Source organism: Cryobacterium sp. M25, assembly GCF_002929635.1.
Classification (GTDB): Bacteria; Actinomycetota; Actinomycetes; order Actinomycetales; family Microbacteriaceae; genus Cryobacterium; species Cryobacterium sandaracinum.
Window position 1 is genome coordinate 26301 of sequence record NZ_PJJU01000058.1, and the last position, 20516, is coordinate 46816.

At 67.9% G+C, this 20516-nt stretch carries 19 protein-coding genes; 2 read left to right on the top strand and 17 right to left on the bottom strand.

The genetic code is table 11. The annotated features are described in order from the left end of the window. Nucleotides 1–2: 2 nt before the first annotated feature. The 4 genes from hisH to CXY81_RS14500 are packed head-to-tail and all read right to left on the bottom strand — an operon-like array spanning nucleotide 3 to nucleotide 2767. The gene (gene hisH, locus CXY81_RS14485; RefSeq protein ID WP_104170099.1) at nucleotides 3–635 is read right to left on the bottom strand and encodes an imidazole glycerol phosphate synthase subunit HisH; all 633 of its coding nucleotides are present in this window, start codon (nucleotides 633–635) and stop codon (nucleotides 3–5) included. Beyond that, the gene (hisB, locus tag CXY81_RS14490; RefSeq protein ID WP_104101207.1) at nucleotides 632–1255 is read right to left on the bottom strand and encodes an imidazoleglycerol-phosphate dehydratase HisB; all 624 of its coding nucleotides are present in this window, start codon (nucleotides 1253–1255) and stop codon (nucleotides 632–634) included. Before hisB ends, hisH begins: the two co-directional genes overlap by 4 nt. Before the next feature lie 26 nt (nucleotides 1256–1281). After that, nucleotides 1282–2361: a histidinol-phosphate transaminase gene (locus CXY81_RS14495; protein ID WP_369828400.1), complete on the bottom strand. Its 1080-nt coding sequence runs from the start codon at nucleotides 2359–2361 to the stop codon at nucleotides 1282–1284. A 49-nt stretch (nucleotides 2362–2410) separates the two neighbouring features. After that, a complete protein-coding gene (locus tag CXY81_RS14500) occupies nucleotides 2411–2767 on the bottom strand; it encodes a LysM peptidoglycan-binding domain-containing protein (protein ID WP_104195272.1) in 357 nt (118 codons plus the stop codon). A 283-nt stretch (nucleotides 2768–3050) separates the two neighbouring features. Here CXY81_RS14500 and lexA point away from each other — a divergent pair, with 283 nt between their 5' ends. Then, nucleotides 3051–3755, top strand: a complete 705-nt coding sequence (gene lexA / locus CXY81_RS14505) for a transcriptional repressor LexA (RefSeq protein ID WP_104101199.1) — start codon at nucleotides 3051–3053, stop codon at nucleotides 3753–3755. Between the two features lie 217 nt (nucleotides 3756–3972). Here lexA and metE read toward each other — a convergent pair whose 3' ends face one another. From metE to hflX, 3 genes are all read right to left on the bottom strand, one after another. Next, a complete protein-coding gene (gene metE / locus CXY81_RS14510; RefSeq protein WP_104195273.1) occupies nucleotides 3973–6315 on the bottom strand; it encodes a 5-methyltetrahydropteroyltriglutamate--homocysteine S-methyltransferase in 2343 nt (780 codons plus the stop codon). Further along, entirely contained in the window at nucleotides 6312–7307 is a 996-nt protein-coding gene (locus CXY81_RS14515; protein ID WP_104170103.1) for a methylenetetrahydrofolate reductase, read from the bottom strand. The genes metE and CXY81_RS14515 overlap by 4 nt, the downstream gene beginning before the upstream one ends. Nucleotides 7308–7602: 295 nt before the next feature. Beyond that, nucleotides 7603–9141: a GTPase HflX gene (gene hflX / locus CXY81_RS14520; RefSeq protein ID WP_104170104.1), complete on the bottom strand. Its 1539-nt coding sequence runs from the start codon at nucleotides 9139–9141 to the stop codon at nucleotides 7603–7605. Nucleotides 9142–9182: 41 nt separating this feature from the next. Here hflX and CXY81_RS14525 point away from each other — a divergent pair, with 41 nt between their 5' ends. Then, entirely contained in the window at nucleotides 9183–9794 is a 612-nt protein-coding gene (locus CXY81_RS14525; RefSeq protein WP_104195274.1) for a class I SAM-dependent methyltransferase, read from the top strand. A gap of 33 nt (nucleotides 9795–9827) precedes the next feature. On the opposite strand, the gene dapF is transcribed toward CXY81_RS14525, so the two are convergent. The 10 genes from dapF to CXY81_RS14575 form a co-directional block, all read right to left on the bottom strand. After that, nucleotides 9828–10709, bottom strand: coding sequence for a diaminopimelate epimerase (gene dapF / locus CXY81_RS14530; RefSeq protein WP_104195275.1), 882 nt, complete (start codon nucleotides 10707–10709; stop codon nucleotides 9828–9830). A 10-nt stretch (nucleotides 10710–10719) separates the two neighbouring features. After that, nucleotides 10720–11709 carry a tRNA (adenosine(37)-N6)-dimethylallyltransferase MiaA gene (miaA, locus tag CXY81_RS14535; RefSeq protein WP_233194198.1) on the bottom strand — a complete coding sequence of 330 codons (990 nt, stop codon included), beginning with the start codon at nucleotides 11707–11709 and terminating at the stop codon, nucleotides 10720–10722. A gap of 4 nt (nucleotides 11710–11713) precedes the next feature. Further along, the gene (gene miaB / locus CXY81_RS14540) at nucleotides 11714–13432 is read right to left on the bottom strand and encodes a tRNA (N6-isopentenyl adenosine(37)-C2)-methylthiotransferase MiaB (protein ID WP_104195276.1); all 1719 of its coding nucleotides are present in this window, start codon (nucleotides 13430–13432) and stop codon (nucleotides 11714–11716) included. 61 nt (nucleotides 13433–13493) lie between these two features. Beyond that, the gene (locus CXY81_RS14545) at nucleotides 13494–14267 is read right to left on the bottom strand and encodes a regulatory protein RecX (protein ID WP_104195277.1); all 774 of its coding nucleotides are present in this window, start codon (nucleotides 14265–14267) and stop codon (nucleotides 13494–13496) included. 3 nt (nucleotides 14268–14270) lie between these two features. After that, nucleotides 14271–15404 (bottom strand): recombinase RecA, encoded by a 1134-nt coding sequence (gene recA, locus CXY81_RS14550; protein WP_104170109.1) that lies wholly within the window; start codon nucleotides 15402–15404, stop codon nucleotides 14271–14273. A 259-nt stretch (nucleotides 15405–15663) separates the two neighbouring features. Continuing rightward, nucleotides 15664–15885, bottom strand: a complete 222-nt coding sequence (locus CXY81_RS14555; protein ID WP_104101179.1) for a DUF3046 domain-containing protein — start codon at nucleotides 15883–15885, stop codon at nucleotides 15664–15666. 9 nt (nucleotides 15886–15894) lie between these two features. Further along, nucleotides 15895–16200, bottom strand: a complete 306-nt coding sequence (locus tag CXY81_RS14560; RefSeq protein ID WP_104195278.1) for a helix-turn-helix domain-containing protein — start codon at nucleotides 16198–16200, stop codon at nucleotides 15895–15897. A 189-nt stretch (nucleotides 16201–16389) separates the two neighbouring features. Beyond that, the gene (locus CXY81_RS14565) at nucleotides 16390–16947 is read right to left on the bottom strand and encodes a CinA family protein (RefSeq protein WP_104170112.1); all 558 of its coding nucleotides are present in this window, start codon (nucleotides 16945–16947) and stop codon (nucleotides 16390–16392) included. Next, nucleotides 16940–17539: a CDP-diacylglycerol--glycerol-3-phosphate 3-phosphatidyltransferase gene (gene pgsA, locus CXY81_RS14570; protein WP_104195279.1), complete on the bottom strand. Its 600-nt coding sequence runs from the start codon at nucleotides 17537–17539 to the stop codon at nucleotides 16940–16942. The genes CXY81_RS14565 and pgsA overlap by 8 nt, the downstream gene beginning before the upstream one ends. A gap of 3 nt (nucleotides 17540–17542) precedes the next feature. Next, on the bottom strand, nucleotides 17543–20488 hold the full coding sequence (locus CXY81_RS14575) for a DNA translocase FtsK (RefSeq protein WP_104195280.1): 2946 nt from the start codon (nucleotides 20486–20488) through the stop codon (nucleotides 17543–17545). Nucleotides 20489–20516: the final 28 nt, after the last annotated feature.

Sequence of the window (20516 nt, forward strand, 5' to 3'; positions counted from 1 at the left end):
GGTCAGTTCTTGACTGTGCCGAGCCAGTTATGGAGCAGACGGATGCCTGCCTCACCGGATTTCTCCGGGTGGAACTGGGTGGCGGTAAGCGGTCCGTTCTCGATGGCGGCCAGGAAAGGTTGTCCGTGCTCGGACCAGGTGAGAATCGGTTTCGGGAACGGTGGCATGACGTCGAGGGACCATTCCTGGGCGGCGTAGGAGTGCACGAAGTAGAAGCGCTCCTGCTCGAGGCCATGGAACAGCGTCGAGCCCTCCCCCGGCGTGACCGTGTCCCAGCCCATGTGCGGCAGCACCGGCGCCGTCAGCTGCGTCACGGTGCCGGGCCATTCGCCCAGCCCCTCCGTGTCCACGCCGCGTTCGACGCCGTGCTCGAACATGATCTGCATGCCCACGCAGATGCCCAGCACCGGGCGTCCGCCCGCGATCCGGCGGTCGATGATCTCGTCGCCGTGCACCGCCTTCAGAGCCTGCATGACGGCGCTGAACGCGCCCACGCCGGGCACGACGAGCCCGTCGGCCTCAAGCGCCTGACGGCGGTCGCTGGTCAGCGTCACCTCGGCCCCGGCGAGTTCGAGTGCCTTGACGGCGGAGTGCACGTTTCCGGTGCCGTAGTCGAGGACAACGACGCTGGTCACAGCGCACCCTTGGTCGAGGGGACGCCGGACACCAGCGGGTCGAGCGCCTTCGCCTGGCGGAACGCGCGGGCGAACGCCTTGAATTCGGCTTCGGCGATGTGGTGCGGGTCGCGGCCGCCCTGCACGGTGACGTGCACCGTGAGGCCGCCGTTGAAGGCGATAGCCTCAAACACGTGGCGCACCATGGAGCCGGTGAAGTGGCCGCCGATCAGGTGGAACTCGAAACCGGCCGGCTCGCCCTGGTGCACGAGGTAGGGGCGCCCGGAAATGTCGACGACGGCCTGTACGAGGGCCTCGTCGAGCGGCACGACGGCGTCACCGTAGCGGGAGATGCCGGATTTGTCCCCGAGAGCCTGCTTGATCGCCTGGCCGAGCAGGATGCCGACGTCCTCGACCGTGTGGTGCACATCGATCTCGATGTCGCCGCGGGCGCGCACGGTGAGGTCGGTCAACGAGTGTTTCGCGAAGGCCGTGAGCAGGTGATCGAAGAACGGGACCGACGTCTGGATGTCCGACTCACCGGTGCCGTCGAGATTGAGCGACAGGTCGATGCTCGACTCGCTGGTCTCGCGCTGCAGGTGGGCGAAACGGGGCGAGGTGGTCGCGAAAGAGAAGCTCATACGGCTAGTTTATTGGCCCGAGCCGTTCACGACCGCCCAAGCGCCTCGAGGGCGTCGAGGAACGCCGTGGTCTCGGCCTCGGTGCCGGCGCTGACCCGCAGGTGGCCCGGGATGCCGACGTCGCGCACAAGGATGCCTTCCGCCAGCAGCGCCTCGAAGGTGGCCCGAGGGTCCTCAACGCCGCCGAACAGCACGAAGTTGCTCGCACTGCGCAGCGGAGTGTAGCCAAGCCGGGCCAGTTCGCTCACGATGCGGTCCCGCTGCCCGCGGATGTCGTCGACCATGGCAAGCATCGCGGGCGTGTGGACGAGCGCGGCGACCGCGGCAGCCTGGGTGAGCGCGGACAGGTGGTAGGGCAGACGAACCAAGCGGAGGGCATCCGTCACAGCGGGATCGGCGGCCAGATAGCCGACGCGCACACCGGCGAAGGCGAACGCCTTGCTCATGGTGCGGGACACCAGCAGGCGCTCCCGGCCGGGAAGCAGGCTCAGGGCGGTTGGCGCGTCATCCGTCCCGAACTCGGCGTACGCCTCGTCGACGACGACGATGCCGTCGCTCGCATCGTAGACGGCCTCGATCGTTTCCAGGGACAGGGGCGTGCCGGTGGGGTTGTTCGGCGAGCAGAGGAAGACGACGTCAGGGGCAACCCGGTCGACCCACTCGAGCGCCGTGGCCGGTGAGAGTTCGAACTTTGCGTCACGACCACCCGCGATCCAGCGGGTGCCGGTGCCGGAGGCGAGCAGAGGGTACATGGAGTAGGTCGGCGCGAAGCCGAGCACGGACCGACCCGGGCCGCCGAAGGCCTGCAGCACCTGCTGAAGAACCTCGTTGGAACCGTTGGCGGCCCAAATGTTCTTTCGGGTGAGGCCGTGACCAAGATAACGGGCGAGGGAATCCCGCAGCTCGGTGAACTCCCGATCGGGGTATCGGTTCACGGTCGTGACCGCCAGAGCCAATGCCGCCACGATGTCCTGCGCCACCTCAGCCGGGATGCCGTGGGTGTTCTCGTTCACGTTGAGAGCCACCGGCACGTGCAACTGCGGCGCCCCATAGGGAGTGAGTCCGCGCAGATTATCGCGAAGGGGCAGATCGTTGAGACTGGTCACTCCCCCCATGTTACCGGGGTGAGACCGGCGGGGGCTCGCCGCGGGTAGTTCACAGGTCGTTCGGAAGCGCCAGCCGCTGACCGGGCTGCACGCTGTCGGACGGCAGCTGGTTGAGGCTCACAATCTCGGCGATCACCTCGCGCGGATCGGACGTGGGCGCGATTGTCTCGGCAAGTTGCCAGAGCGACTGCCCCGACTTGATAGTGACGTAGTCGAAGGCCGTGGCCACGCGAGCGACGGTTGAGTTCTCGGCGGCGGCGATGCCTCCGTTGAGGGCGACGGCCAGGGCCACGGCTACGAGCGGCAAGGCAGCCAGGGACGTGAAAACGACGCGACCGCGCCGGGTGAGTCGGAGCCGGGTGCGTCCGGTCGCGATGGGGGCGCCTCGTTCAAGTGCAGTGCTCATGTCATACCTCCTGTGAGAAGACGCATCCGACTCTCGGCCGGGAGAGCCGGATGCGAACTTATGTTCCGAATGTATATTCGATTATTCGAACAATCAAGCTTTATTCGGTAGTTTCTGAAATATTTACTCCGACCCACTCGAATACATGTTTGTTTAATGGGCTCAACGCGGATACAGTTTCGATTGTTGATTGACACTCAATCAGGCACCCCCGACATTCGCGTGAATCGGCGGCATTCGCTGTTTGCCGCCAGCGCATCAATCAAAACGAGGAGCGACGAACGTGGCACAGAACACCAGCGGTCCCCGCGACAAGGGCGGCACCAGACGGCGCAAGAGCCTCAGCGAGAAGCAGCTCGCCATCCTCGACGTCATCCAGCGCTCGGTCAGCCAACGCGGCTATCCGCCGAGCATGCGCGAGATCGGCGACGCCGTCGGCCTGTCGTCACTGTCGAGCGTCACCCACCAGCTCAACCAGCTGGAACTGAGCGGTTACCTCCGCCGAGACCCGAACCGTCCCCGAGCACTGGAGGTGCTCATCGAGATTCCGCAGTCGCCCGAAGACACGACGGCCGGAGCCTCGGAGAGTTTCCACACCGGAGTGCAGGTCGGCGACGCCGCCATGGTTCCGCTCGTCGGTCGAATCGCCGCCGGCATCCCGATCACCGCCGAACAGCAGATCGACGAGATCTTCCCGCTACCCCGCCAGCTGGTGGGCAAGGGCGACCTGTTCATGCTCAAGGTGTCGGGCGAATCGATGATCGACGCCGCCATAATGGACGGCGACTGGGTCGTCGTGCGGCAGCAGAAGACCGCCGAAAACGGTGAAATCGTTGCAGCCATGCTCGACAACGAGGCAACCGTCAAGGTCTTCCGCCAGCGCGACGGGCACACCTGGCTACTGCCCCGCAACACCAACTTCGAACCCATCGTCGGCGATCACGCCGAGATTCTGGGGAAGGTTGTGGCAGTGCTGCGGTCGGTTTAGGGCATCAGCACTACAGCACATCAGCACTTCAGCACTTCAGCACTTCAGCACTTCAGTCCGACTCTTGGTCTCGACGGTTTCGACCAGCGTCGTGGAGACGCGCGTGCGTTGAGTCACCATGGTTATTTCGGTCGGGTCTTGTGATCCGGGTCTTGTGGGCCGGGCACGAACACTGTTTTTGGTGTCGTGCCCGGCTTTTGTGTGGGTGGAGGCGGGGTCAGGCGGAGACGGAGGAGGTCAGGCGGGCGCGGAGGATGCGGGTGGCGGCGAGCATGTTGTGCAGGGACTGGACGGTTTCGGCGTAGCCGCGGGTTTTGAGGCCGCAGTCGGGGTTCACCCAGAGCCGGGTGGCCGGGATGGCTGCCGCGGCGCGCTCGAGCAGGTCGGTGAGTTCGGATACGCTCGGCACACGCGGCGAGTGGATGTCCCACACTCCCGGGCCGATACCGTGGTCGAAGCCCTGGGACCGGATATCGCCCACCACCTCCATGCGAGAGCGTGCCGCCTCGATGCTGGTCACATCGGCGTCCAGGTTGCGGATCGCGTCGATGACCACCCCGAACTCCGAGTAGCAGAGGTGGGTGTGGATCTGGGTGGCCACGGCCGCACCGGCCGTCGCCAGGCGGAAGGACCCCACCGACCAGTCGAGGTATTCCGCCTGGTCCTTCTGCTTCAATGGCAGCAACTCCCGCAGCGCGGGCTCGTCGACCTGGACGATCTGAATGCCGGCCGTCTCCAGGTCGGCGATCTCGTCCCGGAGGGCCAGGGCCACCTGCCTGGCCGTCTCGCCCAGCGGCTGGTCGTCGCGCACGAACGACCACGCGAGGATCGTGACCGGACCGGTGAGCATCCCCTTGACGGGCTTGGGCGTCAGCCCCTGCGTGAACGCCGACCACTCGACCGTGATGGGCCGCGGTCGGGACACGTCACCCCAGAGGATCGACGGGCGCACGCACCGGCTGCCGTAGGACTGCACCCAGCCGTTCTCGGTGACCGCGAAGCCGTCCAGGTTCTCGGCGAAGTACTGCACCATGTCGTTGCGTTCCGGCTCCCCGTGCACGATCACGTCGAGGCCGATGTCTTCCTGCAACGCGACGACCCGACGGATTTCGGCGCGCATCAGGTCCCGGTATTCCGCGGTGCTCAGCACCCCAAGTACCAGCTGCGCCCTGGCCCGACGGATGTCCCCGGTCTGCGGGAAGGATCCGATCGTGGTCGTCGGCAGGAACGGCAGCCCGAGGGCCATCTCCTGGGCTGCCACTCGGTCTGCGTAGGCGCCCCGGGTGAAGTCGCCCGGAGCGAGCGCGTCGGCGCGCACCCGAACGGCGCCATCGTGGACTCCGGGAGCCACCCCCCGCGCGTCGAGGGCCGCGGAGGCCGCAGAGAGGTCGGTCTCGATGGCACGGCGACCCAGACTGAGGCCGCGGGCGAGTGTGGCAACCTGCGCGACCTTCTGATCCGCAAAGGCCAGCCAGCTCTTCAGGTCGTCGTCCAGCGCCGATTCATCGTCGACGTCGTGGGGAACGTGCAGCAGCGAGGTTGAGGTGGAAACCGAGATCCGCGGCGAGAGGCGGACCAGGCCGGCCGCCGTGTCGAAGGCGGCGGCCAGGTCGCCGCGCCAGATATTGTGGCCGTCAATGATGCCGGCCACGAGAGTGGTCGTGTCCAGTCCGGGGGTCTCCGCCGGCACGCTTCCCCGCACGAGGTCAAGCCCAATGGCTTCCACCGGGGTGATGGCAAGAACGGGTAGGGCGTCGTCGAGGCTGCCGTACGGCGCGGCGACGAACAGGGCGGGACGCTCGGCGAGGGCGCCGAGGGTGTTGTAGGCGAAGCGGAGGCCGGCGAGGGCATCCGTTCTCGGGGTGTCGATGCTCTCGCTGACCAGGGCAGGCTCGTCGAGCTGCACCCATTCGGCTCCGGCGGCGCGCAGCCGCTGCAGGAGGGCGGCGTAGACCGGCACAAGGTCGTCGAGGCGGTCAAGCGGACTGAATCCGGCCGGGGCCTCGTCGCTGGGCTTGCTCAGCAGCAGGAAGGTGACCGGGCCGACGATGACGGGCCGGGTCAGGAATCCGGCCGCCTTCGCCTCCTCGAACTCGCGCACCAGGCGGGTGCCGGCGAGGGTGAACTCGGTCTCGGGGCCGATCTCCGGCACCAGGTAGTGGTAGTTGGTGTCGAACCATTTGGTCATCTCCAGCGGCGGATTCTCCCCTTCGCCGCGGGCGAGGGTGAAGTAGCCGGCCAGGTCGAGGTGGCCGTCCGCGCCCCGCAGATGCGCGAACCGGGCGGGGACGGCGCCCACCGTGCACAGGGCATCCAACATCTGGTCGTAGTAGGAGAACGATTCCGGGATGGACGAGTCGTCCCGGCCGAGTCCCAGCAGCACGAGGCGCTCCCTGGTGCTCTGACGCAGGGCGGCCGCGGTCGCCTCGAGCTCGTCGGCGCTGACCGATCCGGTCCAGAACGCTTCGACGGCCTTCTTCAGTTGGCGGCGCGGCCCGATGCGCGGGTAGCCCAGGATGGTGCCGGCGGGAAAGGCGGAAAAGGCGGAAGAGTGGGTCATCGGTTCTCCTTGACGGGGTGAGGGGCAGGCTGTGCGGAAGCAGGCAGGGTGGGGGTGAGCAGACCGCAGCCGTCGAGCACGGCGAGCACGGTCTCGTGCTGGTTGAAGGCGTAGAGGTGCAGCCCGGGGGCACCGCCGGCGATGAGTTCCCGGGCCAGTTCGGTGGCCTGACGGATGCCGATCTCACGCTGGCCTTCCTTCGTCGGCTCCACCTCGAGCGCGATCGCCAGCTCGGACGGCAGTTCCTCACCGGACAACTCGAGGATGCGGCGCAGGCGGGCCGGGCTCGTGACCGGCATGATCCCGGGCAGGATCGGGAATTCGACCCCGGCGGCACGAGCTCGCAGGATGAAGCTGAGGTAGTGGTCGGCGTGAAAGAAGAGTTGCGTGATCGCCAGGTTGGCGCCGGCGGCCTGCTTGGCCAGGAGCGCGTCGATGTCCTGGGTGGCCGACCGGGAGCGCGGGTGGCCGTTCGGGAAGGCGGCCACGGCGATGCGTACCTTCTCCCGTTCCCGCTTGATCGTGCGGGCGGCAGGGAGTCCAGGGATCACGGCCTCGCGGTACGGCACCCGCTCGGCCTGCACCCGGTGGATCAGCTGCACCAGTTCCGCGGCGCTGCCCAGGTCGCCGAGGAAGGCCTCACCCTCCCGAATGCCTTCCGGCGGGTCGCCACGCAGGGCCAGGAAGCTCCGCACCCCGGCGTCCAGAAACTCCCGGATCAGCTGGCTCGCTTCCGCGTTGGACGAGCCCACGCAGGTGAGGTGGGCCAGCGGGTCCACGGTGGTGGTGCGCAGGATGTGGGTGAGCACGTCCAGGGAGGAGCGCCGGGAGGAGCCGTTCGCACCGTAGGTGACCGAGATGAATTCCGGGCCGGCCGCGGCCAGCCGCTCGATAGTGGCGTGCAGCACGGAGGTGGCGGCATCCGAGGTGGGCGGATACAACTCGAATGAGAACGGGATTTTCCGGCACGCAGGATCCGAGGTGTGGGGCATTGCTCCTCATTCGACAGTTGCCAGTGTCAGTCACCGGGGGCCGGGCGGCCGCGGACCGCCCGGCAAGCCAGGCGGACGTTCGCGGGCGGGTGCCGGGCTCGGCTGTCGCTCCATGCCGCCGGTCAGGAGACCGGCGGCAACGATTGAGAAGACTCTAACAAGCACGCCCGGTGCCCAGCAGGTCTGTGACCGAATATGTCATCAGCTGGCGCCGGAGCGGCTCAGGCAGGCCGGAGGAGTGCGGACATCGGCAGGCGAAGGCCTGCCAAGGTACGCGGAGCGAAGCCGGCGGCGGTCAGCCGGTGACGGCCGGCGGCACGGCGAACGGCTCGAACAGCGCCCGGATCTCATCAGTCACCAGAGCCGTAACCCGGGTGCCGGTCTCGGCGTACTCGGTGGACAGCACCGTGCCCTGATCGTGCAGCACCGCGATCAGGTCTCCCCGCTCGTAGGGGATGAGCAACTCGAGCCTGATCGACGGCCGCGGCAGCAGGTCCGAGATGGTCGCGAGCAGTTCCTGGATGCCCTCGCCGGTGCGGGCCGAGACGAAAATGCCCTTCGGCCAGAGTCCGCGCAGCACGAGCCCGTCATCATCGCTGATCAGGTCGCTCTTGTTGAAGACGACGACCTCCGGGATCTCCCGGGCGCCGACCTCGGCGATGACCTCGCGCACTGTGGCAAGCTGGCTCGCCGGGTCAGGGTGCGAGCCGTCGACGACGTGCACGATGACGTTGGCGTCGGCGACCTCCTCGAGGGTGGACCGGAACGCCTCCACCAGCTGGTGGGGCAGGTTCCGCACGAACCCGACGGTGTCCGTCAGCGTGTAGAGCAGCCCGTCGGCCGTCGTCGACTTGCGCACCGTGGCGTCCAGGGTGGCGAACAGGGAGTTCTCGACGAGTACGCCGGCCCGGGTGATGCGGTTGAGCAGGCTCGACTTGCCGGCGTTGGTGTAACCGACGATGGCGACGGATGGCACGGCGTTGCGCTTGCGGTTGGCCCGCTTGGCCTCGCGAGCAGGTTTCATCTCGAGGATCTGCTTGCGGAGGCGGGACATCCGGGTGTGGATGCGCCGGCGGTCCAGCTCGATCTTGGTCTCGCCGGGGCCGCGCGAACCCATGCCTGCACCGGCGCCGCCCACCTGGCCTCCGGCCTGGCGGGACATCGAGTCGCCCCAGCCGCGCAGGCGGGGAAGCAGGTATTCGAGCTGGGCGAGTTCGACCTGGGCCTTTCCCTCGCGGCTCTTGGCGTGCTGACTGAAGATGTCGAGGATCACGGCGGTGCGGTCGATGACCTTCACCTTGACGACGTCCTCGAGGGCGCGCCGCTGGCTGGGCGCCAGCTCGGTGTCGGCGATGACGGTGTCGGCGCCCATCGCCTTGACGATGCCGGCCACCTCTTCGGCCTTGCCCTTGCCGAGGTAGGTGCTGGCGTCGGGCTTCGCCCGGCGCTGCATGAGGCCGTCGAGAACGGTGGCGCCGGCGGTCTCGGCCAGCGCGGCGAGTTCGCGCATGGAGTTCTCGGCGTCCGCGACGGTCCCGTGCGTGTACAGGCCGATCAGGACGACGTTCTCCAGCCGGAGCTGGCGGTACTCGACCTCGGTGACGTCCTCGAGTTCGGTGGAGAGGCTGGGCACGCGGCGCAGCGCGTTGCGGTCCTCGCGGTCCTGCTGCACGCCGTCGTGGCCCTCGTCGTCGTGCGACGGGCCGGATTCGGCCTGCAGAGCCTGCGCGGAGCCGCTGCGGAACAGCGAATAGCCGGCAGCCTTGCTATCAGCGCTGGCAAGAACGCGGGCGACCACGTCGTCGGTGTCGTCGGGCAGATGTGACTCAGTCATTCCTTTAACAATACTTCCTCGATGCACGGTAAGTTCCCTCTATGCCTTCCGACCACTACTTCACCCCGGCACCCGACAGCACCCTGAAACTCCGCCAGGTGACCGTTCGATTGGGAGGCCAAGAACGCGAGCTGACCACAGCCAATTCGGTCTTCAGCCCGGAGCACATCGACACCGGCACCCAGGTGCTCTTGAACAACGCGCCGACCCCGCCGCCCGGCGGCGATTTCCTCGACCTGGGCTGCGGCTGGGGTCCGATCAGCCTGCACTTGGCCCTCGCCTCACCCCGCGCCACGATCTGGGCCGTCGACGTTAACGAGCGGGCGCTCGACCTGGTGCGGCTGAACGCGGAGAAGCTCGGCCTCACCAACATCACCGCGGTGCTGCCCGATCAGATGCCCGCCCACGTGACGTTCCGCACCATCTGGTCGAATCCCCCGATCCGGGTCGGCAAAACCGAACTGCACACCATGCTGCGTACCTGGCTGCCGCGCCTGGAGCCGGGTTCGGATGCCTGGCTCGTCGTGCAGCGCAACCTCGGCTCCGACTCCCTGCAGCGCTGGCTCGACGGCGACCTGCCCGCCGAATACAGCACCTCACGGCACTCCATCAGCAAGGGCTTCCGGGTCCTGCGGGTGAAACGCCAGGACTAGACCGCGTCGCGGCCCATCGCCCCGAGCTAATACTCAGCCGAGGCGGAAGACCCCGTCGAACACGAGTTCCGCCGGACCCGACAGTGAGACGTGCTCGCCGTCCTCGGTCGGGAACATGCGCACGCCGAGCGTGCCGCCGGTGACCTCGACCTGCCACTGGTTCGGGGCACCCGCGCCGGCCCAGTGCCGGGTGGCGAGGGCCGCCGCTGCCGCCCCCGTACCGCAGGAGAGTGTTTCGCCGCTGCCGCGCTCGTGCACGCGCATCCGGATGCGGCCGACACCGTTCACGACGAGCGGATCGCCCGGAAGCACGAACTCGATGTTCGCCCCGGCCGCCGGGTCAGGGTCGAGCTGCGGCACGAAGGTGAGGTCGACGCCTGCGAGCTCGTCGTCGTCGGCCAGGGCCACGACCACGTGCGGGTTGCCCACGTTGATACCGAGACCGGGGCGGGCCACGGGCAGGTCCTTCGCCCGAACGAGCGGTTCGATACCGTCGAGGCGCCACCGGCCGAGGTCGACCTGGTAGCCGGTTGCGCCGCGCTGCACGTCGCGCACTCCCCCGCGGGTGCCGATGCAGAGCGTGTCGCCGCGGTCGAGCGTGGTCAGGCCCTGCTCCACCAGGAAGCGGGTGTAGACGCGGATGCCGTTGCCGCACATCTCGGACACCGTGCCGTCGGCGTTCCAGTAGTCCATGAACCATTCGGCCGCGTCGTCCTCGGCGAGGGCGATCGCACCGGCGGCCAGGCTCGTGGAGCGCACCGCGCGGATGATACCGTCGGCACCGATGCCGAATCGGCGGTCGCAGATGGCCCGGATCTGGCTCGGGGTGAGGTCGATCTGCCCGTCGGGATCAGAGAAAAGCACGAAGTCGTTCCCGGTGCCGTGGCCCTTGGTGAAGTTCAGATCAATACCCATGCCGTCCAGTTTAGGAGGCCGGGTCGGCCGCCCAGTGCTCGGCCGGCTGCTCCGGGTCGGCCAGGCGGGTCAGCGCCCGGTCAACCCGATCCGGCGCGTCGAAGTCGATCCAGTGGGTGTGCGGGGAACGCTTGAACCAGCTCACCTGCCGTCTCGCGTAACGGCGGGTGAACTGCTGCGTCTCCTGGATGGCCTCCGCCCGGCGGAGGCTGCCCGTCAGCTGCCCAAGGGCCTGGGCGTAGCCGATGGCCCGGCTGGCCGTGACACCGGTCTCGATTCCGCTCGGGATCAGCCCGCGCACCTCCTCGACGAGCCCGCGGGCCCACATGCCCTCCACCCGGGCGTCGAGGCGGGGGGTGAGCTCCGCGCGCTGGGCGCGGAGGCCCACTGTGACCGCGGGCATCCAGTAGACCGGCTCGTCGGGCAGGGCGGCGGTGTGCGGCCCCCCGGTCAGCTCAACGACCTCGAGGGCGCGCACGAGGCGCCGACCGTTGCCGGCGCCGATGCGGGCGGCGGCGACCGGGTCCACGGCCTTCAACCGGGTGTACAGGGCGCCAGGCCCCTGCTCGATCAGGTCGGCTTCGAGTCGGGCGCGCAGCACGGCATCCGTGCCGGGGAACTGGAAGTCGTAGACCACGGCGGACACGTAGAGCCCGGAGCCGCCGACCAGGATGGGCACGTTGCCGCGCGCCACGATGTCGGTGATCGCGGCGCGAGCCTCCGTCTGGTAGCGGGCGACGGTGGCCTCGTCGGTGACCGACAGCACGTCGAGCAGGTGGTGCGGGATGCCGCGGCGCTCCAGCACGGTGAGCTTGGCGGTGCCGATGTCCATGCCGCGGTACAGCTGCATGGCGTCGGCGTTGACGATCTCCGCCCCCCGACCGGCCTCGGCCAGACGTTCGGCGAGGTCGAGCGAGAGGTCGGACTTGCCGGTGCCGGTGGGTCCGACGACAACGATCAGCGTCGGGTCGGCGCCGGTCACCGGGTTCGGGCCGGGCACCTGCCTAGCGCTCCCCGTCGGTGACGTCGTAGATCGGCGTGGTGCTGTAACTGGTCACCGCGGGCGAGCCCACGGCCCGGTCGGGTAGGCGCAGGGTCGGCAGGCCGAGGGAGACCGAGCCAGACCCGCCGACTGCTCCGCCGTGACCGGGCACGCCGCAGGACTCGGCTTCGAGGCGGTCCCAGGCGTCGCCGGCGATGGTGCGCCGGATGCGCAGCGGAGCCCCGTCGACGGAGTCAGCGATCAGGTGGAAGGGGGCCGCCTGGGTGACCGTGACGGTCACGAGGTCGCCCGGACGGGGCAGTTCCGAGCCTTCCGGCACGTCGAAGTGCACGAGCCGGCTGTCAAGGGCGCGGCCGCTGAGTCGACGGGTGTCGGCGTCCTTGCGGCCCTCGCCGTTGGCGACGAGCAGTTCGACCTCTCGACCGACCACAGCCTGGTTCTCCTCCCAGGAAATCCGCTCTTGCAGGGCGGCGAGGCGCTCGTAACGATCCTGCACGATCTCCTTGGGGACCTGGTCGGGCAGCGTCGCGGCGGGGGTCCCGGGCCGGATGGAGTACTGGAAGGTGAAGGCGGTGGCGAACCGGGCCAGCTCCACGACCCGCAGGGTCTCCTGGAAGTCCTCCTCGGTCTCGCCGGGGAAGCCGACGATGACGTCCGTGCTGATGGCCGCGTGCGGCATCCGCGCGCGCACGCGGTCGAGGATGCCGAGGAACCGCGCCGACCGGTAGGAGCGGCGCATGGCCTTGAGGATACGGTCCGAGCCGGACTGCAACGGCATGTGCAACTGCGGCATGACCGACGGCGTCTCGGCCATGGCGTCGATCACGTCGTCGGTAAAGGCAGCCGGGTGCGGGCTGGTGAAACGGATGCGTTCCAGCCCCTCGATCTTGCCGGCCGCGCGCAGCAGCTTGCCGAAGGCGAGACGGTCGCCGAACTCAACCCCGTAGGAGTTGACGTTTTGGCCGAGCAGGGTGACCTCGATTGCCCCGTCGTCGACGAGGGCCTGGATTTCGGCGAGGATCTCGCCGGGACGGCGGTCCTTCTCCTTACCGCGCAGCGCGGGCACGATGCAGAACGTGCAGGTGTTGTTGCAGCCGACGGAGATGGAGACCCAGCCGCTGTAGCTCGAATCGCGCTTCGTGGGCAGGGTCGAGGGGAAGGTCTCGAGGGAGTCGAGGATTTCGAGCTGGGCCTCGCCGTTGTGCCGTGCACGCTCGAGCATGCTCGGCAGCGACCCCATGTTGTGCGTCCCGAAGACGACGTCGACCCAGGGTGCCTTCTTGAGGATGACGTCCTTGTCTTTCTGGGCCAGGCAGCCGCCGACGGCGATCTGCATGCCGTCGTGGCGGCGCTTGACCGAGGCCAGCTGCCCCAGGTTGCCGTAGAGCTTGTTGTCGGCGTTCTCGCGTACGGCACAGGTGTTGAGCACGACGATGTCGGCTTCCTCCCCGCCGGCCGTCACGTAGCCGGCCGCTTCGAGCGACCCGCTGAGCCGTTCGGAGTCATGCACGTTCATCTGACAGCCGAAGGTGCGCACCTCGTAGGTGCGGGCCCGGCCCTCAGCATCGTGCGCCGCCTGGCTTGGAGCAATCAGAGTCGGCGCGCTCAGGGCCGAGGTGCGCAGGGCCGAGGTGCGCAGGGCCGAGGTGCGCAGGGCCGACTGCTGCGGGTCCAGCGTCTCGGCGCTGGAGAATGGGGGCGTAGCGGTGCTGCTGGTCATAGTGGGTACCAGCTTACGCGTGGCACCTCCGAAACCGGGCCGGGTTGCCCCGACCCGCTCCCTACTGGAACCGCACCCGCGATGGCGAACCACCGCGGGAGGCTAGGGCGGCCTTCACCGCCACGCGCACGATGGACGAGGAATAGCCCTTGCGCATCAGGAACGCGTTGAGTCGACGGTCGATGGTCTGGTCGTCGAGCCGCCCGAGCTGCCCCACCCGCTTGACGGCTATTTCGATGGCCCGTTCCGTCTCGTCGTCGGGCATTTCGTCGAGCTTTTCCAGGATGAGGTCCTGATCGAGCCCGCGGCGGCGCATCTCCGCCTGCACACCGGAGCGCCCCAGGCCTTTGCGCTCGTGGTGGCTGTGCACGATCTGATCGGCGAGGCGGCCCTCGTCGATGTAGGACAACTCGATGAAGCGCTCGATGATCTCTTCGATCTCGTGCTCAGCGACCTCCGTACCGCCAAGAACTGTGCGGGCCTCGGCCGCCGACAGGGACCGGCCGCGCAGCCGCTGGCGCAGCACCCCCTCGGCGTGCTCGCGATCGGCGGCGGCCCGGGACGCCACGCCCTCGGGGGTGTCGTCCCCGTCGTCGGCACCGACACCAGCGTCGGCACCGGCACCGGCACCGGCACCGGCACCGCTGTCGACTGCGGGGCCGCTCGACGCCGCCGGACCACCGTCTCCGAGATACGTGACCGGCGCCAGTTGTTCGTCGGCGATCGGCGCCGTCTCGAGCTCGACCGGCCGGGTCGCGGCGGTGCCGCGGGCCGCGCTCTTGCGACGTGCCGCACTCAGCGACGCGACCTCGTCGGCCGGCTCGAAGTGGACCATGCGCTACGCCCCCTTGCGGGCGGCGAGCTTGGCCTGGAGGGACTCCGCCTTGGCGGCTGCGGCCTCCTTGGCTGCGGCTGCGGCGACCAGGGCGGCCGCGGCGTCGATTGCGGCCTGAGCCTTCTTGGCGGCCGCACCCTCGGGGCTGATCCCGAGCTTGAAGAGGATCTTGTTCTCGATCTCGTTGGCCATCTCCGCTTCACGCAGCAGGAAGTTGCGCGAGTTCTCCTTGCCCTGGCCCAGCTGGTCGCCGTCGTAGGTGTACCAGGCGCCGGACTTCTTGACGATGCCGTGCTCGACACCGAAGTCGATCAGGCTGCCTTCCCGGGAGATGCCGATGCCGTAGATGATGTCGAATTCCGCTTGCTTGAAGGGCGGTGCCATCTTGTTCTTGACGACCTTGACCCGCGTGCGGTTACCGACGGCCTCGGTGCCGTCTTTCAGGGTCTCGATACGGCGGATGTCGAGGCGCACCGACGCGTAGAACTTGAGCGCCTTGCCACCGGCGGTGGTCTCGGGGCTGCCGAAGAAGACCCCGATCTTCTCGCGCAACTGGTTGATGAAGATCATGGTGGTGTTGGTCTGACTGAGGCCACCGGTGAGCTTGCGCAGGGCCTGGGACATCAGACGGGCCTGCAGGCCCACGTGCGAGTCACCCATCTCGCCCTCGATCTCGGCGCGGGGAACCAGCGCGGCGACGGAGTCAATCACGATCAGGTCGATGGACCCGCTTCGCACGAGCATGTCGGCGATTTCCAGCGCCTGCTCACCCGTATCGGGCTGGGAGACGAGGAGCGCGTCGATGTCGACTCCGAGCTTGCGGGCGTACTCAGGGTCCAGAGCGTGCTCGGCGTCGATGAAGGCGGCGATGCCGCCGTTCTTCTGCGCGTTCGCGATGGCGTGCAGGGTGAGCGTGGTCTTTCCCGACGATTCCGGACCGTAGATCTCCACGATGCGACCTCGGGGCAGGCCACCTATGCCGAGGGCCACGTCTAGCGCGATCGACCCCGTGGAGATCGTCTCGACGGGGGCGCGCTCGTCGCTGCCCAAACGCATGATCGAACCCTTGCCGAACTGGCGGTCGATTGCTGCAAGAGCGGTGTCGAGCGCTTTTTCGCGATCTGCTGATGATGCCATGAGTGATCTCCTTCGGTCGTGCATTCCGGCGCCTACAGGCTGTCGCGTTTGGCCACCGGGAAGACCCCGACACCCGCTTTCAACAAGGCATGTGCTCTCTGTCGCTGACACAAACCGACTGTACGCGGCACGTCCGACAGAGCCGGGAACGGGGAGCGGCAGTGGATAAGCCGTCTTCGACTCCTGCTGTGGAGGAGCATATCAAAATGCGAACACGCATTCGAGAATTCCACGGAATCCGGGGCGTGTCGAGCGAAACCTAGCTGCGGGCGGCGGGCAGTCCCGCACCGTACCAACGGGCCTTCGGGACATCCGTCTCGGCGCAGAGGGCAAGCCAGACGTCGCGCGCCGAAGCACCGCCGGCCAGGGCCTGGTCGGCGGTGCATCCAAACGGGGTCAGGATGAGATCGCGAGTGAGGACGCGGCCGTAGCCTTCGCCGAACTCGTCGCTCAGAGCCTGACGGAACTCACTGAGTCGCATGGGATGGAACTAGCGCACCATCATGTCGTCGTAGTTGGCCACGAGCTCGTCGGGCACAGTGTCGGGGAACCTGTCGATTCCCTCGATGATGGCCAGTCGGTCGCCGACTTCCCGCATGATGACCGAGATCGGGGTCTCCAACGCTTCTGCAACGGAAGCCAGAATCTCGGAAGACGCTTCTTTCTGGCCACGCTCCACCTCGCTCAGATACCCGAGGGCCACGCTGGCCTTGCTGGCTACCTGACGGAGTGTGCGCCCTTTCTGCAGGCGGAAGTCCCTGAGCACATCGCCGATTTCCTGTCGAACAAGAATCATCGGAACCTCCTTCTCGTACTGATTATGTGTTGCTTATCGAGTACCGTTTGATACTTCTGGCGCCCACTCAACCGGGTGGTTGCGTGTGTTGGATCGCAAGAGTACTACAACCTTGAACACCCTGACACTACCGATATCGACTGGGCTTTTCTTGTGAATACGCTCGTTGTAACCACGGAATTCGGGGAACTATTCCACCGCGTCACGGGCTAACAGCTGCCACACAGCTTCGACGGCCGCGGCCACGGAGGCCGCTCGAATGAGGGCACGGTCTCCGTGCAGCCGGAGCGGGATGACCGATATTTCTCCTCCACGAGCCAGCCCGAGGAACACCGTTCCCGGCTCGTGGCCACCCTGGCCGTCGGGCCCTGCCACACCCGTCGTGGCGATGCCGATGTCGGCGGGCCGGCCGTCGACGGCGAGGCGCGTACGCACTCCCTCTGCCATCTGCAGGGCAACCTGCGGGTGCACCGGGCCGTGCTCCTCGAGCAGAGCCGCGTCGACGCCGAGGAGGGTGTGCTTGAGCGCACTCTGGTACGCCACCACTCCCCCGTTGACGACGACGGATGCGCCGGGGATGCGGATGAGTTCGGCTGTCAGCGCCCCGCCGGTAAGGGACTCGGCCACGGCGATAGTGAGGCCGCGGCGGGTGAGCTCGGCGACGAGGCGCGCGGTGGCATCCGTCGCTCCGGGTATGTCAGCAGGTGACAGGGCCGCGTCGAATGCCGGGGGAATCGGATCAGCCATGGTCGTGCTGGAGCCGGTTCTCGCGCCGCGCGGCCACGAGGTAGTCGAAGCCGGTGACGACGGTAACGATGAGGGCGAGGGCCATGGCCGTCCAGTTGACCCAGTAAATCCAGTCGCCCAGCAGCAGCCAGAGGGGCACGAGGGCCAGGGAGATCGCCACGGACTGCAACACGGTCTTGAGCTTGCCACCCCGTGACGCCGGGATGACCCGGTTCTTCAGCATGACGAACCGGAACACCGTGATGCCGACTTCGCGCACGAGGATGACGATGGTCACCCACCACCACAGTTCGCCGAGGATGGAGAGGCAGACCAGGGCTCCGCCGGTGAGCACCTTGTCGGCGATCGGATCGAGGATCTTGCCGAGGTCGGTGACCAGGTTGTGCCGACGGGCGATGGCCCCGTCGATCCCGTCGGTGGCGATGGCCACGATGAACAGGGCGGCCGCCCACCAGCGCAGCGCGCCGTCCTGGCCGGCGTCGGCGAGGAGCATATAGATGAACACAGGCGCGAGCAGGATGCGCACGATCGTGATCAGATTCGGGAGATTCCAGTTGCTGGGCCGGACGACCGGCGTGGATGGTGTGGCCATGGGTCAGTCCCTGTCGGTCAGTTGCCAGGCGTCTTCATCGGGAGATGCGTCTTCTTCACGGTACCCCTCCGACATTTTGGCGACCGGGTCGTCGGCGTAGCGCGGATCGGGCGGGCCGGGCGTGTGCTGGGCCGCGGACTGGTGAGCTGCGGCGGCCTGAGCGGTGGCCGTGGCGGCGTGGTGTTCGGCGTCGGAGCCGCGCAGCAGGGCCAGCACGCCGGGCAGCTGCTCCACGGAGACGAGCACGTCGCGCGCTTTCGATCCCTCGGAGGGACCGACGATTTCGCGGGACTCGAGCAGGTCCATCAGGCGGCCCGCCTTGGCGAAGCCGACCCGGAGCTTGCGCTGCAGCATCGACGTGGACCCGAACTGGGTCGACACGACCAGTTCCGCCGCTGCGAGGAGCACCTCGAGGTCGTCTCCGATGTCGGAGTCGATTTCTTTGCGGGGGGCGACCATGGAGACATCCGGCCGGTAGTCGGGGCGGGCCTGCAGAGTGACGTGCTTGACGACGCGTTCGATCTCGGCCTCGTTCACCCAGGCTCCCTGAACGCGGATGGCCTTGGAGGCTCCCATCGGCAGGAACAGGGCGTCGCCCTGCCCGATCAGCTTGTCGGCGCCCGGCTGGTCGAGGATGACCCGGGAATCGGTGACGCTGGTCACGGCGAAGGCGAGGCGGGAGGGCACGTTGGCCTTGATCAGGCCCGTGACGACGTCGACGCTGGGGCGCTGGGTGGCGAGCACGAGATGGATGCCCGACGCGCGGGCCAGCTGGGTGATGCGCACGATCGAGTCTTCGACGTCGCGCGGTGCGACCATCATCAGGTCGGCGAGCTCGTCGACGACGACCAGGAGGTAGGGGTACGGCTTGAGGCTGCGCAGGCTGCCGGCGGGCAGCACGATCTCGTTGTTGACGACGGCCTTGTTGAAGTCGTCGATGTGGCGGAATCCGAAGCTGGCCAGGTCGTCGTAACGCATGTCCATCTCCTTCACCACCCACTGCAGCGCCTCGGCGGCCTTTTTCGGACTGGTGATGATGGGCGTGATCAGGTGTGGAACCCCCGCGTAGGCAGCCAGCTCGACCCGCTTCGGGTCGATCAGCACCATGCGCACGTCGCTCGGCTTGGCCCGCATGAGCAGGCTCGTGATCATGGAGTTGACGAAGCTGGACTTGCCGGAACCGGTGGAACCGGCGACCAGGAGGTGAGGCATCTTGGCGAGGTTGGCGAGCACGAAGCCGCCGCCGACGTCTTTCCCGACGCCGATGGTCATCGGGTGGGTGCTGTTCGAGGCCGCCGGGGAGCGGAGCACGTCACCGAGGGTGACGATTTCGCGGTCGGTGTTGGGGATCTCGATGCCGATCGCGCTCTTGCCCGGGATCGGCGACAGGATGCGCACCTCGTTTGAGGCGACGGCGTAGGAGAGGTTTTTGCTCAGCGCGGTGACGCGCTCCACCTTGACTCCGGGGCCGAGCTGGATCTCGTACTGGGTGACGGTGGGGCCGCGGGAGAACCCGGTCACCTTCGCGTCGACCTGGAACTGGCGGAGCACCTCGGTGATGGACTTGACGATCTCGTCGTTGGCCGCCGAGCGGGCCTTGGCCGGCGGGCCCTTGGTGAGGGTCGTGTCCGAGGGCAGCAGGTAGGGCGCGGCGGGCTGGTCTGATGCCGGCGGAACCGGGGCCGGCACCAGGGACAGGGGCGTGTCGGCGGAACCGGCGGCCCCACCGGCCGCGGCCGGGTCGAGTGCGTCGAATCCTGCTCCGGTCAAACCGGGAAGAACCTCGGTCAGGCCCGTCTGGTCGTCGGCCTGGAGCCCGGTCGACGAGCCCTGCGGCAGGTCGATCGCGCCCGTGAAACGTTTGAGGGCGTCTTCGGCTCGGAGCAGGTCTTCGAGCACCTCGGTGCCGTAATGGTCCTGGTTGGGACCGGGGGTCGTCGGCGTCGTCTCCAGCGCGGTGTCGAAGCTGCCTCGTTTGTCGCCGCCGAGCAGGGTGCGCAGCGGGTCGGCGCCGTGCGGGCCTGCGGCGTTCGGATCGTCGGCGGGGGTACCGGCGCCGTTCGGGCCGAGCGGCCCGCCAAAGTCAGGGTCCTCCTCGCGCTTGCTCGTGTTGCGCCGCCACCAGGGCAGCGCTCCGGCATCTCCGTCGTCATCGTCGACCCCGTCCAGTTCGACCTGAACGGCCTTCTCATGCTTCGCTTCCCGGGCGGCGGCGCGCTCCTCGGGATCGGGGAGCTGGGCCCCGAACAGCCAGGCATAGAGCTCCCGGCTGCGTTCACCAATGCGGTTGGGCGGGGTCTTGGTGATGATGAAGAGGCTCAGGGCGAGAAGCAGGATGACGACGATGGTGGCGCCGATCGCCGTGGTCAGGTAGATCAGGGGGGCAGCGATCATCCAGCCGATGACGCCGCCGGCCAGTGCGAGGGTCTCCATGCCGTCGCTGGGGGCAGGCTGGCCACCGAAGATGTGGCAGAGACCCGACACCGAAACGAGTAGCACGGATAGTCCGATGCCGATGCGGCCGTTGTCGTGCACCGAACTGGGTTTGCGGAACAGCCAGACGGAGAAGAGCAGCATGATCACGGGCAGGGCGAACGCGACGCGGCCGAACAGTCCGCCGAAGGTCCAGGCGTCGAGGGTCTGGGCGACCGCGTTGTTGATCAGGAACCACTCGATCACGGCGCCGGCGACCGACAGCAGCACGAGGAAGAAGGGCAGGCCGTCGCGGCGCTCTTCTTTGGAGAGCTTCTCCGGGCCGAGCGCGCGGGCAGCCCCGCCGGTCACGTGGGCCAGGGCCATCCAAGACCGCACGAACAGGCTCGGCTTGACCTCGACCGCGGTGAACTTGACCGTCTTCTGAGCGGCGGTGCGGGCTGCGGGCTTGCGCGCCGGGGTGCCGCGCGCAGGCGTGCTGCGGGCGCGACCGTTCGACTTAGTGCTCGTAGCCATGCAACTACGGTACTTCGATCCCCCGACA

Bases quoted from the DNA above. Each gene is read 5' to 3' on its own strand.
- CXY81_RS14555 (WP_104101179.1), bottom strand. From the start codon at position 15,885: ATGCGACTCAGTGAGTTCCGTCAGGCTCTGAGCGACGAGTTCGGCGAA.
- hisB (WP_104101207.1), bottom strand. From the start codon at position 1,255: ATGAGCTTCTCTTTCGCGACCACCTCGCCCCGTTTCGCCCACCTGCAG.
- miaB (WP_104195276.1), bottom strand. From the start codon at position 13,432: ATGACCAGCAGCACCGCTACGCCCCCATTCTCCAGCGCCGAGACGCTG.
- CXY81_RS14500 (WP_104195272.1), bottom strand. From the start codon at position 2,767: ATGAGCACTGCACTTGAACGAGGCGCCCCCATCGCGACCGGACGCACC.
- CXY81_RS14565 (WP_104170112.1), bottom strand. From the start codon at position 16,947: ATGGCTGATCCGATTCCCCCGGCATTCGACGCGGCCCTGTCACCTGCT.
- pgsA (WP_104195279.1), bottom strand. From the start codon at position 17,539: ATGGCCACACCATCCACGCCGGTCGTCCGGCCCAGCAACTGGAATCTC.
- hflX (WP_104170104.1), bottom strand. From the start codon at position 9,141: ATGACTGAGTCACATCTGCCCGACGACACCGACGACGTGGTCGCCCGC.
- CXY81_RS14515 (WP_104170103.1), bottom strand. From the start codon at position 7,307: ATGCCCCACACCTCGGATCCTGCGTGCCGGAAAATCCCGTTCTCATTC.
- dapF (WP_104195275.1), bottom strand. From the start codon at position 10,709: ATGGGTATTGATCTGAACTTCACCAAGGGCCACGGCACCGGGAACGAC.
- CXY81_RS14545 (WP_104195277.1), bottom strand. From the start codon at position 14,267: ATGGTCCACTTCGAGCCGGCCGACGAGGTCGCGTCGCTGAGTGCGGCA.
- recA (WP_104170109.1), bottom strand. From the start codon at position 15,404: ATGGCATCATCAGCAGATCGCGAAAAAGCGCTCGACACCGCTCTTGCA.
- CXY81_RS14525 (WP_104195274.1), top strand. From the start codon at position 9,183: ATGCCTTCCGACCACTACTTCACCCCGGCACCCGACAGCACCCTGAAA.
- CXY81_RS14575 (WP_104195280.1), bottom strand. From the start codon at position 20,488: ATGGCTACGAGCACTAAGTCGAACGGTCGCGCCCGCAGCACGCCTGCG.
- CXY81_RS14560 (WP_104195278.1), bottom strand. From the start codon at position 16,200: ATGATTCTTGTTCGACAGGAAATCGGCGATGTGCTCAGGGACTTCCGC.
- metE (WP_104195273.1), bottom strand. From the start codon at position 6,315: ATGACCCACTCTTCCGCCTTTTCCGCCTTTCCCGCCGGCACCATCCTG.